This is a genomic window from Flavivirga eckloniae (assembly GCF_002886045.1).
Classification (GTDB): Bacteria; Bacteroidota; Bacteroidia; order Flavobacteriales; family Flavobacteriaceae; genus Flavivirga; species Flavivirga eckloniae.
On the sequence record NZ_CP025791.1, the window covers coordinates 2923878 to 2938440 of the forward strand.

Annotated in this window: 13 protein-coding genes; 7 read left to right on the forward strand and 6 right to left on the reverse strand. The window is 32.2% G+C overall.

The features are described from left to right. Positions 1 to 2 precede the first annotated feature (2 nt). The 3 genes from C1H87_RS12070 to C1H87_RS12080 all read right to left on the reverse strand — a co-directional run bounded on the left by C1H87_RS12070 (position 3) and on the right by C1H87_RS12080 (position 4129). Positions 3 to 1562 carry a LysM peptidoglycan-binding domain-containing protein gene (locus C1H87_RS12070; protein ID WP_102756059.1) on the reverse strand — a complete coding sequence of 520 codons (1560 nt, stop codon included), beginning with the start codon at positions 1560 to 1562 and terminating at the stop codon, positions 3 to 5. A 91-nt stretch (positions 1563 to 1653) separates the two neighbouring features. After that, complete coding sequence (locus C1H87_RS12075; protein WP_102756060.1) at positions 1654 to 2841, reverse strand: phosphoglycerate kinase; 1188 nt, start codon at positions 2839 to 2841, stop codon at positions 1654 to 1656. Between the two features lie 232 nt (positions 2842 to 3073). After that, positions 3074 to 4129 carry a DUF2652 domain-containing protein gene (locus C1H87_RS12080; protein ID WP_102756061.1) on the reverse strand — a complete coding sequence of 352 codons (1056 nt, stop codon included), beginning with the start codon at positions 4127 to 4129 and terminating at the stop codon, positions 3074 to 3076. A gap of 178 nt (positions 4130 to 4307) precedes the next feature. Between C1H87_RS12080 and C1H87_RS12085 the strand changes: the two genes are divergently transcribed. After that, positions 4308 to 5459 carry a DNA polymerase III subunit gene (locus C1H87_RS12085; RefSeq protein WP_102756062.1) on the forward strand — a complete coding sequence of 384 codons (1152 nt, stop codon included), beginning with the start codon at positions 4308 to 4310 and terminating at the stop codon, positions 5457 to 5459. Positions 5460 to 5478: 19 nt separating this feature from the next. Here the strand turns inward: C1H87_RS12085 and C1H87_RS12090 are convergent, their stop codons facing one another. Genes C1H87_RS12090 through C1H87_RS12100 form a run of 3 tightly spaced genes read right to left on the reverse strand, consistent with a single transcriptional unit; the run spans position 5479 to position 9408 of the window. Beyond that, a complete protein-coding gene (locus C1H87_RS12090) occupies positions 5479 to 7851 on the reverse strand; it encodes a TonB-dependent receptor plug domain-containing protein (RefSeq protein ID WP_102756063.1) in 2373 nt (790 codons plus the stop codon). 59 nt (positions 7852 to 7910) lie between these two features. Continuing rightward, a complete protein-coding gene (locus tag C1H87_RS12095) occupies positions 7911 to 8840 on the reverse strand; it encodes a FecR family protein (RefSeq protein ID WP_102756064.1) in 930 nt (309 codons plus the stop codon). A gap of 55 nt (positions 8841 to 8895) precedes the next feature. Next, positions 8896 to 9408, reverse strand: a complete 513-nt coding sequence (locus C1H87_RS12100; protein ID WP_102756065.1) for an RNA polymerase sigma factor — start codon at positions 9406 to 9408, stop codon at positions 8896 to 8898. 347 nt (positions 9409 to 9755) lie between these two features. Between C1H87_RS12100 and C1H87_RS12105 the strand changes: the two genes are divergently transcribed. From C1H87_RS12105 to C1H87_RS12125, 6 genes are all read left to right on the forward strand, one after another. Beyond that, complete coding sequence (locus tag C1H87_RS12105) at positions 9756 to 10484, forward strand: cadherin repeat domain-containing protein (protein WP_102756066.1); 729 nt, start codon at positions 9756 to 9758, stop codon at positions 10482 to 10484. 117 nt (positions 10485 to 10601) lie between these two features. Then, positions 10602 to 10841, forward strand: coding sequence for a hypothetical protein (locus C1H87_RS12110; protein WP_102756067.1), 240 nt, complete (start codon positions 10602 to 10604; stop codon positions 10839 to 10841). A gap of 297 nt (positions 10842 to 11138) precedes the next feature. Beyond that, the gene (locus C1H87_RS23335) at positions 11139 to 11306 is read left to right on the forward strand and encodes a hypothetical protein (protein WP_158655211.1); all 168 of its coding nucleotides are present in this window, start codon (positions 11139 to 11141) and stop codon (positions 11304 to 11306) included. 5 nt (positions 11307 to 11311) lie between these two features. Beyond that, a complete protein-coding gene (locus C1H87_RS12115; RefSeq protein ID WP_102756068.1) occupies positions 11312 to 11878 on the forward strand; it encodes a Crp/Fnr family transcriptional regulator in 567 nt (188 codons plus the stop codon). Between the two features lie 99 nt (positions 11879 to 11977). Then, entirely contained in the window at positions 11978 to 13417 is a 1440-nt protein-coding gene (locus tag C1H87_RS12120; RefSeq protein WP_158655212.1) for a T9SS type A sorting domain-containing protein, read from the forward strand. A 47-nt stretch (positions 13418 to 13464) separates the two neighbouring features. Next, positions 13465 to 14496 (forward strand): T9SS type A sorting domain-containing protein, encoded by a 1032-nt coding sequence (locus tag C1H87_RS12125; RefSeq protein WP_102756070.1) that lies wholly within the window; start codon positions 13465 to 13467, stop codon positions 14494 to 14496. The last annotated feature ends 67 nt before the right edge of the window (positions 14497 to 14563 follow it).

Sequence of the window (14563 nt, forward strand, 5' to 3'; positions counted from 1 at the left end):
GACTAACCCTTAGATATTTTAAGTTTCATTCCTGGTTTTAATTTGTTACCACTAATACCGTTCCAATCTTTAATATTTTGAACGGAAACTCCAGGAAATTTTTGTGAGATACTCCATAAGGAGTCTCCATTTTCAACAACATAAGTAATTACCTCGCCGGTAATCGGTTTTGGTTTAGTAGCTGTTGGCTTTTTTGTAGAAGTTGGTGGGGCTACGTATGGTTTTCTTGGATAAATAGTTAAACGCTGCCCTATACTTAGATTATTGCTTCGTAAACCATTCCATTTTTTTATATCGCTTACCCTAACTCCATACCTTCTGGAAATTTTACCTAAATAATCACCAGACCTTACTCTATATCGTATCCTATCGTTTGCATTAAAAAATTTAGGTAATGGTTTTTCCCGTTTATCAAATTCGGCTTTTGCAAATGCATAAATTTTTTCTTCATTATTTACAAAATCTCCTATAACGTCGATAGGGAGTCTCAAAACATAATTTTCTCCTTTAATAATTGGAATGATGTCCAGTTTATAAGATGGGTTTAAAAATTGAAGCTCTTCAATAGGAGTGCCTGTAACTTCCGAAACCTGATCGAGAGTAATCATATGCTTTACCCTAACGGTATCTGTTTCAAAATAGGCTTTTTCTGGTTTATAATGTTTAAAGCCATGCTCCTTTGCGTATTCAAAAATATACATATTGGCTAAAAATGCCGGAAGATATCCTGCTGTTTCCCGTGGTAAGTTATGCCTGATATTCCAATAATTTTGGTAACCACCGGAACGCCTAATTGCTTTTGTAACATTTCCGGGGCCTGAATTATATGCTGCCAAAGCCAAATCCCAATCTCCGAAGATTTCATAAAGCTTAGCCAGATATTTTGAGGCTGCTTCTGTAGATTTAAGAGGATCGCTACGTTCATCTACATAACTACTTACATCTAACCCGTACATTTTACCAGTACTAAACATGAACTGCCATAAACCTGTAGCACCAACTCTTGATTTTGCTCTGGGTTTTAGTGCCGATTCTACAATAGCCAAATATTTTATTTCTAATGGAATATTGTGGTTATCAAGCTCACGCTCGAACATAGGAAAATAAAAGGCACTTAAGGTAATTAGTTTTTGAATGGATTTTCTCCTGTGCTTTAAATAGGACTTTATAACATTTTCCAACGCAGGGTTATATTCTACATTAAAAGGAGTTCTGGCATCTAATTCTTTTAAACGAGCTTTTAACGTATCGGTGGGAAGTTCGGGATAATCAACTTCTTCGAAAGTTAATTCTGTAACAGATTTATATATGGTATCGTACAAAGCATTATTGTACAGTTCTTCAAACCATTTCTCGTCTAACTTCGCAGCAAGAGCATTATCTTCTAGGTTTTTTATTGAAGTGCTATCTGTTACTGCCGCTATAGATTTAACTGTACGGGATTTACCGTCAATCAGAGAATCTTTAGTCTGTTTTTTTTGTGAAGAAACAGCATCTTGAGCCTGAGATAAACAAGTCCCTATACATAGAAAAAAAATAGTTGTAATAAAACGAAAAGCCATAAAATCTATTCAGTTAAACATTGAACGATACTATGGCTAAATTCGTATTTTTTAAGCTAATTTGAAAGCTTATGTCAATTTAACTTAGAAATTATTCTAAGATGGCAGCTATTCCAGGTAACGTTTTACCTTCTAAGCTTTCAAGCATAGCTCCACCACCTGTACTTACATAACTTACTTTATCTTCGAATCCGAATTGTTTTACTGCTGCTACAGAATCTCCACCTCCAACTAATGAAAATGTTCCATTTTTAGTAGCTTCTGCAATAGAGTTTCCTAATTCTATAGTACCTCCAGCAAAATTTTCCATTTCGAAAACGCCTAGCGGACCATTCCAAAGTATTGTTTTGGACTGCATCACAACCTCATGAAATTGTGTTCTCGATTTTGGTCCTGCATCTACACCTTCCCAACCTTCAGGAATTTCGTTTATATCTAAAGTTTGAGTATTGGCGTCATTACTAAAATCGTCTGCAGCAATTACGTCTACAGGAATATGTACTTTTACATTTTTTTCTTCTGCTTGCTTTAAGATATCTAAAGCTAATGGCATCTTATCATCTTCGCAAATAGAATTACCGATCTTTCCGCCTAAAGCTTTAACAAAAGTAAACGACATACCTCCACCAATGATTAGGTGATCTACTTTGTCTAAGATGTTTTCTATAATTGTAATTTTAGATGATACTTTAGCACCTCCAAGTATGGCCAAAACTGGTTTGTCTCCAGATGTCATCACTTTTTCAATACTCTCTATTTCTTTAGCTAATAAGCTTCCAAAACATTTGTTTTCTGGGAAGAATTCTGCAACTATGGTTGTAGAAGCATGTGCTCTATGTGCTGTACCAAAAGCATCGTTTACATAAATATCTCCTAATTTAGATAGTTTTTCAGCAAAACCTTTATCTCCAGCTGTTTCTTCTTTATAATAACGTAAGTTCTCTAATAACAAAATCTGTCCTGGCTCTAAGCTTGCTGCCGCAGCTTCAACTTCTGGACCTACACAATCTTTAACAAATTTTACCTCAACACCTAAAACGTCCTCAACTTTTTCTACAATATGTCCTAAAGAAAACTCATCTTGAAAACCTTTAGGTCGTCCTAAATGCGACATTAGAATGCAGCTTCCCCCATCTTCTAAAATTTTAACTATAGTTGGTTTCGCAGATACAATTCTTGTAGCATCTGTCACTTCAAAATTTTCATTTAAAGGCACATTAAAATCTACGCGAATTAATGCTTTTTTATTTTCAAAATTAAAATCGTTAAGCGTCTTCATTTTGTTCTTTTTAATTGTTTTTTATATTGTTATAATTCTATCGAGCTCAGTACCGCATATAATATTCGTTAATCGTTTCCTATATGATATAATTACTGACTGCGAATGATTTATCGATATGTATTTTTAATTAATTGACACACAAAAGTAACTAATTAAAAACAGCTATAAAACCTGTTTTTTAACGAAAACGATATAGCTTATAAAGATTTTTATCAAATTGATTATTTCCTCACTTTTTTGTAGAAAAACCTGAGTTAATTAGAAGAATAAGCTCGTTTATATTTTCTGAAATAATCTTTTTTATGTTCTTTTTCATCAAAGGTTTCATAACTATCCCTAAAGGTTTAAAATCTGCAAAAACTTCAATACGTAACTTTGTATATCCATTTTCCATTTCTTCAAGAACGAAATAATTATTCATGCGTTTTGTAAATGGTACTTTGGTTGTAGATTCCCCATAAACCAATTGGTTTGTGTTTACGGTTTTTGTAACTGTGGTTTGTTCTACTTCCTCATTTTTATTTACTAAACACTTATGTTTTTGTCCTACACGGTTAACTTTATTTTTGTCGTATTCTAATTTATCGATTCCTTTTGTCCAGAGTAACCTATAATCAAAATTACTTATCACTTCATAAAGCTCTAATGCAGGAATCTTTACTAATTCGGTTTGGTCAAATAATTTATGTTTAGGAACATCTTTCGGAATTGGTTCTACTTCCGGAAGCTTCTCTTTTATATGCGATAACGGGTTATACGTATAAGCAATATTGCCAAAATCGTATTCTGCAATTAACTTATTTTCCCCATTTAAAGGTTGAACATGTTCCGTAAAAATGGCATACTCATCTATAGGTACATCATTTTTGAGCAAGCGATGGACTTGTATTACAGTACTTCCATAGGGTTTCTTTGAATCTTTAACTTTTATAAATTCAATTTCTCCATAATGTACAACAAACTTAATTTTTAAATTATACGCAGAAGAACAAGCGCCACAATGACAAATACGTTGGTATTCATATTGTTTAAGATGTGTATGAAACGCTAAATACATCGCTTCAATCTGCTTTTCGAGAGTTGAAACATCAACCTTATTATCGACCTTATACATAAAAAGAGCATCTCCTTCAATCTCTGCTAATTCCAGACCCATTGTATTCGTATCGATTAACAACTCCAGTAACTCCGAAACGATGTGTCTGCTATGGCTTATATCTGTGTGATGCACAAACTCTGTAAAGCCTGAAATATCTGGAATAAAAAGAATAGCGTTTTGAGTCATTATTAGTTGATTACGATCGTTCAATGTATAAAAATAAGTTGATTTATTTTGTGTTTGTTACAACTTAATGTTAAAACATTACCCATAGTTAAATTCGTTTTTAGAGGTGACAAAATTATCGATCGTTCTTATGGTTTTTGAGCTTTAACATGTAATAAAAAATGTGTAGGTTTGTTTCATGCTTTTCGAAGATGTTTTAGGTCAGGATCATATTAAAAATCATTTAACACAAAGTGTTGATAATGGTAGAATTCCGCATGCACAACTATTTGTTGGTAACGAGGGTTCTGGTACGTTACCTATGGCTATAGCATACGCTCGATACATCTTATGCTCGAATACCGGCGGAGAAAATACAACCGGAAATGAAGCTTGTAACTTAAAGTTTAAAAATATATCGCATCCCGATTTGCATTTTGCTTTTCCGGTAACTACTAGCGATAAGGCAAAAAGCCATCCGGTTTCTAGTAATTATCTTGAAGAGTGGCGTCAATTATTAAAAGAACAGCCCTACGGAAATCTTTTTGACTGGTACAAATTACTTGGTGTTGATAATAAGCAAGGGCAAATAGGTGTTGATGAAGCACACGACATTGTAAAATCCCTAACTTTAAAATCTTACGAAGGAGGCTATAAGGTGATGCTTATATGGATGGCAGAAAAGATGAATATTGCCTGTGCAAATAAGCTTTTAAAACTTATAGAAGAACCTCCAAATAAAACTGTTTTTATTCTTATTGCTGAAGATGAAGAACAAATAATTAATACTATTAGATCGCGTTGCCAGATATTGCATTTTCCGCCTTTGGCAGAAGATGTTATAAAGGATGCCTTAGTTAAAAGCTATAGTCTGGATATTGCTGTTGCCACTAAAATTGCACATCAATCTAACGGAAATTATAATAAGGCTTGCGATTTAGTTTATCAGGATTCTGAAGATCTACAATTTGAAGAATGGTTTGTTTTCTGGATTCGAAGTGCTTTTAAAGCCAAGGGCAATAAAACAGCTATACACGATCTTATTTCCTGGAGCGAAGATATAGCCAAAACCGGGCGGGAAACACAAAAGCAATTTTTACATTTTTGTTTAGATTTTTTTAGGCAGGCATTGTTATTAAACTATAACGCCACAGATTTAGTTTATTTAGAGCCTAAAACACCAAAATTTAAGTTGGAAAACTTTGCGCCTTTTATACATGGCAACAATATTTTAGAAATTAGCGACGAACTTCAAGATGCTATTTATCATATTGAACGTAATGGGAATTCTAAAATTATTTTAACCGATTTATCGATCAAACTTACGAGATTACTCCACAAGAAGCCCTAGTGATACAATTCTTAGATTTTTAAAATTCTAATCTAAACGAAAGGTTTGGAATAATACCTAATGAGGATTTATTAATTTCTTGAAATACACTAAATTTTTCTCCATTAGCTGTGAAGTTAATTGTTTTATAAGATTTACCTAAGAAGTTTTTTCTACCTGTAATGTTTAATACAGACAGTCCTAATTTAGCTCGCCATTTTTCATTTTTGGAAAAGTTGAATTTATATGTGGTTGAGAAATCCAATCTGCTATAATTAGGTAAACGATACGCATTTGTTTTAGAATAATCGATTTCTATATTGTTGTTCTCCTCAAGAAAACTTATAGCTTTTGTATATGGTGTTCCGGTTCTTAAATTCCAGCCTAAAGAAAAGTTAAAATTATTCCATAAATACGAATGCGTCCATGTAAAATTGTGTCTTATATCAAAATTTCCCGGAAATGGTGCTCCTCCATTAATTCCTTCAAAAGTAAATTGATTATCTGTAATGGAATAGCTTAAACAAGTTCTATAATTGTCTATCTTCTTTTTTACTAATACATCCAAACCCAGAACATCACTTTTACCTTTAAAAAAATGTTTATTTTCCTCATTTTCAAACCCTTTCGTTAACGATGTTAAACCATCTACTCTTTTTGCATAACCATCTACATCAACATTCCACCCCTTTTTACTAAACGAAAACCCACTTGTTATTTGAAAACTTTTTAATACTGGAATGTCTTTTCTATTTGATAAGACCCAAACTTGATTTTCCAATCCAAAATCTTTTGTCTGAAATTCCACTATTTGGCTTACCTCCTGATGTAACTTTTCCAATGAAGATTTAAATCTTAAATGCGGTGCTATTTTAAAATCCAAATGTAACCTTGGCTCAAAATAAAGCCTCTTGAAAGCAGACATGTAATTGGTTCTTAGCCCCGTATTAATAATTAGTTTATCATCATTTTTATATTGGTAATCTGCATAAAAAGCATGATTGTTATTTAAGTTTGTATTTCCTATCGATTCTATTTCAAACTCACCAGTTGGTGTTAAATCTCTATAACCTAATTCATAACCTATTTCATTTGATGTAAATTGATAACCAATCCCCAACTCATTTTTCTTGTTGATTTCCCAATTGGTGTCGAAAGACATTCCAATATCACGAACTGCATTCTTTTTTGTTGTATCATAACTTATCACCCCTACTTGTCCTTCATAAGTTGAACCATTATATTCTAAATCAAAATTCGAATAATACGACCGAAAGGCATGCGAAAACGTCTTGCTGTATTTATGATTCCACGAAAAACTGGTTCCTCTATTATTTATATCTATATTATCACTTATAAATACGTTTAATAGGCTTGAAAATTCATTATCCAATTCGTTTCTCGTATATAGGTTACTAACTACAATCTCATTATTATCATTTGGCTTTATAATGCCTTTTATGGTATAGTCTGAAAAATAAAAGCGTTCAATAAGGTGATTGACCTGATACCCTTGAGTAGATCTCTTACCATCAGTAATTTTTGTGTTTTGAAAAACCCTCTTAGATATATTCTTAAATGTAATTGATTCAAAAAAGTCTGTAAACGATCGTCTTGCAGAAGCAATCAATGCTATTTTTTTGGCTACAGGAATTTTTATATACAAGTCTGAATGCATCATATTAAAACCAAAACCGCCCTCAACTTTTTTAGGAATTTTATTCGATGATGTAATATCTATCACGCTAGAAATCTTGCTGCCATACCTGGCTTTTGTTCCACCAGTATAAAACTTCACATTTTCGGTTATATACGGATTAAAGGATGAAATCATACCAAAAAAATGACCTGAGTGATACATTTTTATGCCATCCCAAAGAATTAGATTTTGATCGGGAGTACCCCCTCTTACGTATAGTCCCGATGCTGTTTCCGACGGGCTTTGTATTCCCGGTAGCAACTGTAAACTTTGCAACACATCCGGCTCGGTTAATCCCGGTAGAATTCCCAAACTACTTGGTGTTAATGTGATAGATCCGTTTAATTTTTTGCTAATTCCAGAGGTGAAATACTCGTTAATAACAACCTCATTAAGCCGTTGGGTCGTTGTTAAGTCTCTTGGATTTTTTTGCTTAAGAATATAATAACGCTCCGATACTTTAAAAAACTTAATACCGGTTTGCTCTTCTATAAACTGCAACACATCATCTAAAAGCACACCTTTACCTTGAAAAGTTACTGATTGGTTTTCAACTAATTTGGAGTTGAAAGACAGTTTAATATTAAACTCTTTTTCAAGTTCGACTATAACGTAATTTAAAGGTGTATTACTGTATAAAAATGAAGCTCTTTTTTGAGAGAACGCTTGTAATAACGAACAAATAATAATAAAAACAGTTAATATTAACTTCATTTACTACTAACCATATACATAATTAAATCGATCCTTAGTTTTTCTAAAGATCTTACTTTTTAATGCCCTTTATTAACGAGCATTATTTTGTTTTTGTCTTTAATAACGTAGGAAATATTCATAGTCTCAAAAACGGTAGTTAGGGCTAACTTTAAATTTTTATGAGTAAATCCTCCTGTAAACTTTTGATTGATGTCAATTTTAGAAGCATTAAAAGTTACATTAAACTGGTTTTCAAAAGTTTTAATAACTTGAAATAATGGTGTATTCGTAAAAGTACTTTCTCCTAAAAGCCATGATGCATTCTTATTACTAAACGTCCACTCTTCAATAGTACCATTTACTATTCTAAACGCTTTTCCTTCTGTAAGCACGGCGGCTTCATTTACATCAATACCCTTAACTTTTACGCGTCCTTCGTAACATTGAATTTCAAAGAAATTTGGTCTTGCTATCACATTAAATTCTGTGCCCAGAACCTCAACAACTCCTATGTCTGTACATACCTTAAAGGTGCTTCCTTTTTCCACATCGAAAAAAGCTTCTCCTACAAGTTTTACTTCTCTATTGTTGCTCCACAGTTTTGAATTAAAATCAACCTGCGAATTGGCATTAAGCTGTACCTTGGAATTATCTGGAAGCGTAATGGCTAACTGTTCACCAAACCCTGTTTTATAATGAGATTTTAAATTTAAAAAGTAAAATATCCCAAACACTATTACCAATATTGCTGCTGCGCCATATACCCATTTAGGCATAATATGTTTTTCTGTCTTCTTATTTGCTTTTTCTACCTCTAAACGTTCTTGTAACTTACTAAAAACATCCTGTTTATTATATGTTGGTGCTTTTAATTTTTCAGCGGCTTCATTAATTTTATTAAATTTATTATAGTCGCTCGATTTTTTAAACGCTTCTAACTCTTCGGCAGAAAGATCACCCGAAACCCATCGTGCTAAAAAAGTATCGTCTAAAAAAAATTTCCCCATTTTTTTAGTTTTTGGTTATATAGTTAAAACAGTTATCTTTTTCTTTACCCTACTTTTAAATATCTCCTATACGGTCTCTTAACATTATTAAGGCTTGACTCATACGCTTTTCTACAGCTTTTACAGAAATTCCAACAATATCCGATATTTCAGAATACTTTTTTTTATCAATTCTACTAAGTAAAAAAACTTCGCGCTGTTTTTCAGGTAAATCGGCTAATGCCTTTTTTAATTTTCCCATAAATTCCTGTTCTTCAAGCAAAAACTCAGGGGTCTCGTTTGTCCGATCCGATACTAAATGAACTTGATGTTGTAATACCACTTTTTTATGAGCTACTTCATTAAAAAAAATATTTTTTGCTACGGTATACAAATACGATTTTGCTTTTTCAAAAATAACCTTTGCGCAATTACTCCAAAGCTTTACAAATGATTCTTGAACAATATCTTCGGCCTGTTCTATATCACCGCACTTGTAATAAATAAAGTTTCGTAAAGTTTCCGAATGCTCATTAAAAATCGACTCATATGTTTTTTCTTCACAAACGGATCGTGTTTCCTTACTCATCAGTAAATCAATAGTTACAATTTTTTGTTCAAATCTAAAGATTATTTAACAACTGAAAAGGGAATTAGTTTTTTTAACTTTTCTTTTAATAAGAAACGTTAAAACAGAAAATAAAGTGTCAAATTTTGTAAAATTTTAAGAACACCATGTTAACTGCCCAATGATTCACTTGCGATAGTATTATCAATTTTGGCACAAGATGTTTTATTTGTTTAAACTTCGTAAATAAGCACCTAAATAAAAAAACACTTGCATTCATGTATTCATTTTTATTTGAACAAAATAGTAGGGTAAAAATCTAGCTTCCTGTTCTAGGAACAATAAAAATCATTAAAAAAATTGAAAACATGAAAAATTTATTAAAATTATTACCTGTACTTTTTTTGTTTGCCACTGTATTGGTTGCATGCGATAAAGATGACGACCCTGTTATTAAATCTCCAAAATTAACTGCGGTTAAGTATAACCCAAACAGTATAACAAGTAAACCTAAAATTGCTTTTAAGAGCTCGGCAATTGAAATAACTCCTGATAAAGCCAAAGCTACTTTTACAATTAAAGACATAAAAAAAGACGGGGAGAAGTTTACAAATCCAGGTAAAAAAGAAGGGTTTCAGATCGATGCTAACGGAAAAGTTTTTGCCGATAAAGATCATAAATTAGGAAATGGTGTTTACGTTGTAACCGTGTCTGCAAAAGATGCGTCGGATAGTAAAAACGTAAAAACAACAACTATAAAAGTTATTATTAGCGATTTAGAAAAACTAACTTCCATTGTCTATGACCCAAACAACATTACAGGAAAACTTAAAAAAGATTTTAAGAGTTCGGCAGTTAAAATAACTCCAACCAAGGCACAAGCGACTTTTACAATTAGTAAAATAACTAAAGATGAAAAAGATTTTACAAATCCTGGAGAAGGAAAAGGATTTAAGATTGATGCTTCAAAAGGGGAAGTTTATGCCGAAACAGAACATAAATTAGAAAAAGCCACTTACGTTGTAACCGTTACAGCAAAAGACAAACTAGATAACGACGTGGTTAAAACAACAACATTAAAAGTGGTTATCGATTAAGCTTTTTAAATTATAACCAAATACCTTAAACTAGGAAAGTTTGCTTTACCGACAGGAAAATAAATTATGCCCCTCCTGTACAAAAAAGCAGCTTTCCTGCTTTAAACTAATGAAAATATGGAGGTCCTTTTTAGATTAATCTCAGCAGCAAAACCATTACATACCATCAAAAAGATTACTAAAGACGGGACAAACTTTCCAAACCCTCCAAAAGGGTTTAAAATTGATTCTACAGGAAAAGTCTATACAGACGCTACTCATGAATTACCTTCTGGCAACTATATTGCAACTATTTCTACAAAAGATGAATTAAATAGAGGTATAAAATGTTACTATTGGCAATTAATACTTATTTAAAAATATCTTAGTTTTTTAAAAACACTCGTAATAAAAACAACGTTTTATTTCATATATATTGACTTAAAATCAACTAAATAGCCCTTTAAAATCTTCAAAAAAATGCTATAAAACTTAACCCATTTTTTATGGTTCTTCATGGTCTAAGTCAAACGCTAATTAACGATGACGATAAAAATATCGTAACACACTTCAATCGTATTATTTAAAACTAATTTCTAATCATCTAAAAAAATTAGAGGGTTTTACAAACTACAATCGTTACATACTTACAATCCATTTTAATACCCCAATATCATGAAAAAAGATTTACTCTTAATTTCTCTCTCTCTCTTACTTAATAATAGCAAAACACAAATAGGTAAAAATATCGAAACGATTGGCGGTAAAACAAACCTACTACATACTTGTAATGTACAAGTTTTAAAAAAACAAAAACTTAGTTATCAACAAATTAGAAATTAATTAAGATGACTAAATTTTTAATAGACACGTTTAAAATAACACTAAGAGAAGCTCAAATAATTTCATCCTCATTCGATAAAAAAGAATATCGCAAAGGCGAGGTATTTATAAAGAACCTAAGCATTTGCAATAAAATTGGATTTGTTAAAAAAGGCGCTTTAAAAAGCATCTCTATTGGGGATAAAAAAGAGCTTATCGATGATTTCATTTTTGAAAATCAATTCGTATCAAACTGTTATAGTCACTTAACAAAAAAAGCTTCGAACAAATACATTGTTTGTATTGAAAACTGTACTATATATGTGATCAAATGGAAAAAGTTTGAGGAATTATCTAATAAACACCAGTTTATTGATCAAATAAGAAGAAAAGTTATTGAACGGCTATACATTTCCATGCAACAAAGATTTGATGATCTAAGACTTTTAAGCGCAGAAGAAAGATATTTAAAATTACTTTATTCAAATAAAAGAGTTGTTAATGAAATGCCACAATACGAAATCGCTTCCTATTTAAGTATAAGTGCCGAAACAGTTAGCAGAATTAGAAAAAACATTACTGTACGTTCTTGATCTAAGTCAATGAAAAACAAATTAGGTTTTCAGATTTTTGTATATAAAAACATACATTCAGTTTCTGTATCAAATCCTTGTATTATGCCTCCCAACACTATGAAACAAATTTTACACTTAATTTTTCTCATTCCTTTTTTTTGTTTAAGTCAAACACCCATCGGTACTGAAATTAGTAGCGCAGGACATAGTGTATCACTCTCTTCTAACGGTTCTATAGTCGCTATAGGTAATCCATTTAATAATACTAATGGTAATAATTCCGGTCATGTCCAGATTTATCAAAAAACGTCAACTGGATGGGTGAAGATGGGCAATGATATTGAAGGTATAGCAGCTGAAAATCGATTAGGTTACAGTGTTTCCATTTCCAAAGATAACTCCACAGTAGCTATTGGAGCACCAAACAAAAATAAAGATGCTACGAGTTTAGGTTATGTAAGTATTTATAAAAATGAGTCCGGCACTTGGACAAAGATGGGTAATAATATTGATGGAACTCTTTTAAATAGTGAATTTGGCGCTAGTGTATCGCTTTCATATGATGGTTCTATTGTTGCCATCGGAGAGCCTTCTGGTAAAAACAACAATGGTCATAAAACAGGACAAGTACAAGTTTATAATTATAATACAACATCAAAAAACTGGGAGCTGTTAGGCAATGGTATCTATGGTGAAGAATATGTTGATAACTTAGGTCACAGCATATCACTCTCTTCTAATGGGAACGTAATAGCTATTGGTGCTCCTTATAATAATGGCAGTCTTTCAGATCCCAAACTTAGTATTGGGAGCGTAAAAGTTTATGAATATAACTTATCATCAAAAGATTGGATACAAATTGGTTTAGATATTGACGGTGTAGCAAACTCTGATTATTTAGGTGCTAGCGTATCACTTTCCAAAGATGGTGATATTGTTGCTATTGGGGCAACTTCTATAGGTTCGAAGGGTTATGTGAAAGTTTTTGAAAATATTTCGGGCACATGGACGCTGATAGGAAATGTTATTGATGGAGAAGCTTCCAGTGAAGAAGCCGGTACAAGTGTATCGCTTTCTGCCAATGGTGATATTGTTGCTATTGGTGCCCCAAGTAATAATGAGAACGGAAATGATTCTGGCCAGGTAAGAATTTATAAAAACATTTCTGGGAACTGGCAAAAAATAGGTGATGGCATCGAAGGCAAAACACCTAATAGTGTATTAGGTTTAAGTGTATCACTTTCCGATGATGGTTCTTTTATTGCTATTGGAGCATTAGGTCATGTAGATATTTATGACTTAAGTCCCGTACTATCATCAGATAGCTTCGCTCTGTCCCAATTTAGTATGTTTCCCAATCCTTCAACCTACCAAACAACCATTAAATTAAACAAAGGATTAACCTTAAAAAAAGTTGCAATCTATAATAATCTGGGTCAGTTTATAGAATCTACCCAAAAAGATGTTATAAATACATCCCAACTGTCCTCTGGACTTTACTATGTAAAAATCACAACAAATAAAGGCGAAGCCACTAAAAAATTAATAATAGAATAAATTACAACAATATAAAGCCCTTTTTGCCCTCAAAATCTCAAACTATCATGAAAAAAACCTACTTTCTTATAGCCTTTTTAGTTTTAAGTTCTGTTAAACTTATAGCACAGGTTACCGATGTTATTGATGGATTAAATGGCCCTGCTGGAATTTTACTTAATGGAAATGACCTATATATTGCAGAAGGGCTCGGTATTTCTAAAATAAATACTACTGATACATCGCCATCGAAAACAAATGTTACCACACGTCTGGTTGCTCCTTTTGAAATGGTGCTCCATGGGAATGAAATGTATTTTACTCAAGGAAGAAAAATCTCTAAAATAAATATTACCGCGACAACACCAATTGTAGCCACAGATGTTGTTACTGGATTAAATTATCCGTCTAGTTTGGTTCTTAACGGGAATGATCTATATATAGCTGAAAGAGATAAAATTTCCCAAATAGATATTACCGCAACAACACCTATAGTTACAGAGGTTATAACCAGTTTAAGCAATCCTAGTAGTATGATAATTATTGGAGACGACTTGTATGTTGCAGAAGGAGGAAACAGGATTTTTAAAACAAACCTTAACTCTCCAACACCAATGGTTACAGATGTTATAATAGGATTGAATATGCCCTCCGCGATGATACTAGATGGAAATAATCTGTATGTTGCCGAAAGTGGCGATGGCATAATTTCTAAGATAAATATTACTGAAACAAATCCAACGGCTATAGAAATAGTAAACGGGCTTGATCGTCCGTTAGGGTTAGCTATTAATGGAAATGACCTTTATATTTCAGATAACGGCACAAGGAAAATTTATAAATTCGATTTAAACACGTTATCAACAGGCAAACTTATTGATTTACCGAATTTAAAATTGTCTCCAAATCCCGCTTCGGATTTTATTCAAATTTCAGGATTAAACAGAGCAGAAAACTATACCATATATAATTGCTTGGGTGATAAAGTAAATACAGGAGTTATCTCTGCCAAACAAAAAACAGATATTAAAAACCTTTCCAGCGGAATGTATTTTATACAGTTTAAAAATAGAAATACTATAAAGTTTCTCAAAGAATAGAGAATACGACATAAAACAAAATTACATTTCGGAAAAGGTTTCTATTTATACAGAAACCTTTTCTTTT

Bases quoted from the DNA above. Each gene is read 5' to 3' on its own strand.
- C1H87_RS12090 (WP_102756063.1), bottom strand. From the start codon at position 7,851: ATGAAGTTAATATTAACTGTTTTTATTATTATTTGTTCGTTATTACAA.
- C1H87_RS12085 (WP_102756062.1), top strand. From the start codon at position 4,308: ATGCTTTTCGAAGATGTTTTAGGTCAGGATCATATTAAAAATCATTTA.
- C1H87_RS23335 (WP_158655211.1), top strand. From the start codon at position 11,139: ATGAAAAAAGATTTACTCTTAATTTCTCTCTCTCTCTTACTTAATAAT.
- C1H87_RS12095 (WP_102756064.1), bottom strand. From the start codon at position 8,840: ATGGGGAAATTTTTTTTAGACGATACTTTTTTAGCACGATGGGTTTCG.
- C1H87_RS12115 (WP_102756068.1), top strand. From the start codon at position 11,312: ATGACTAAATTTTTAATAGACACGTTTAAAATAACACTAAGAGAAGCT.
- C1H87_RS12120 (WP_158655212.1), top strand. From the start codon at position 11,978: ATGAAACAAATTTTACACTTAATTTTTCTCATTCCTTTTTTTTGTTTA.
- C1H87_RS12070 (WP_102756059.1), bottom strand. From the start codon at position 1,562: ATGGCTTTTCGTTTTATTACAACTATTTTTTTTCTATGTATAGGGACT.
- C1H87_RS12125 (WP_102756070.1), top strand. From the start codon at position 13,465: ATGAAAAAAACCTACTTTCTTATAGCCTTTTTAGTTTTAAGTTCTGTT.
- C1H87_RS12100 (WP_102756065.1), bottom strand. From the start codon at position 9,408: ATGAGTAAGGAAACACGATCCGTTTGTGAAGAAAAAACATATGAGTCG.
- C1H87_RS12110 (WP_102756067.1), top strand. From the start codon at position 10,602: ATGGAGGTCCTTTTTAGATTAATCTCAGCAGCAAAACCATTACATACC.
- C1H87_RS12075 (WP_102756060.1), bottom strand. From the start codon at position 2,841: ATGAAGACGCTTAACGATTTTAATTTTGAAAATAAAAAAGCATTAATT.
- C1H87_RS12080 (WP_102756061.1), bottom strand. From the start codon at position 4,129: ATGACTCAAAACGCTATTCTTTTTATTCCAGATATTTCAGGCTTTACA.
- C1H87_RS12105 (WP_102756066.1), top strand. From the start codon at position 9,756: ATGAAAAATTTATTAAAATTATTACCTGTACTTTTTTTGTTTGCCACT.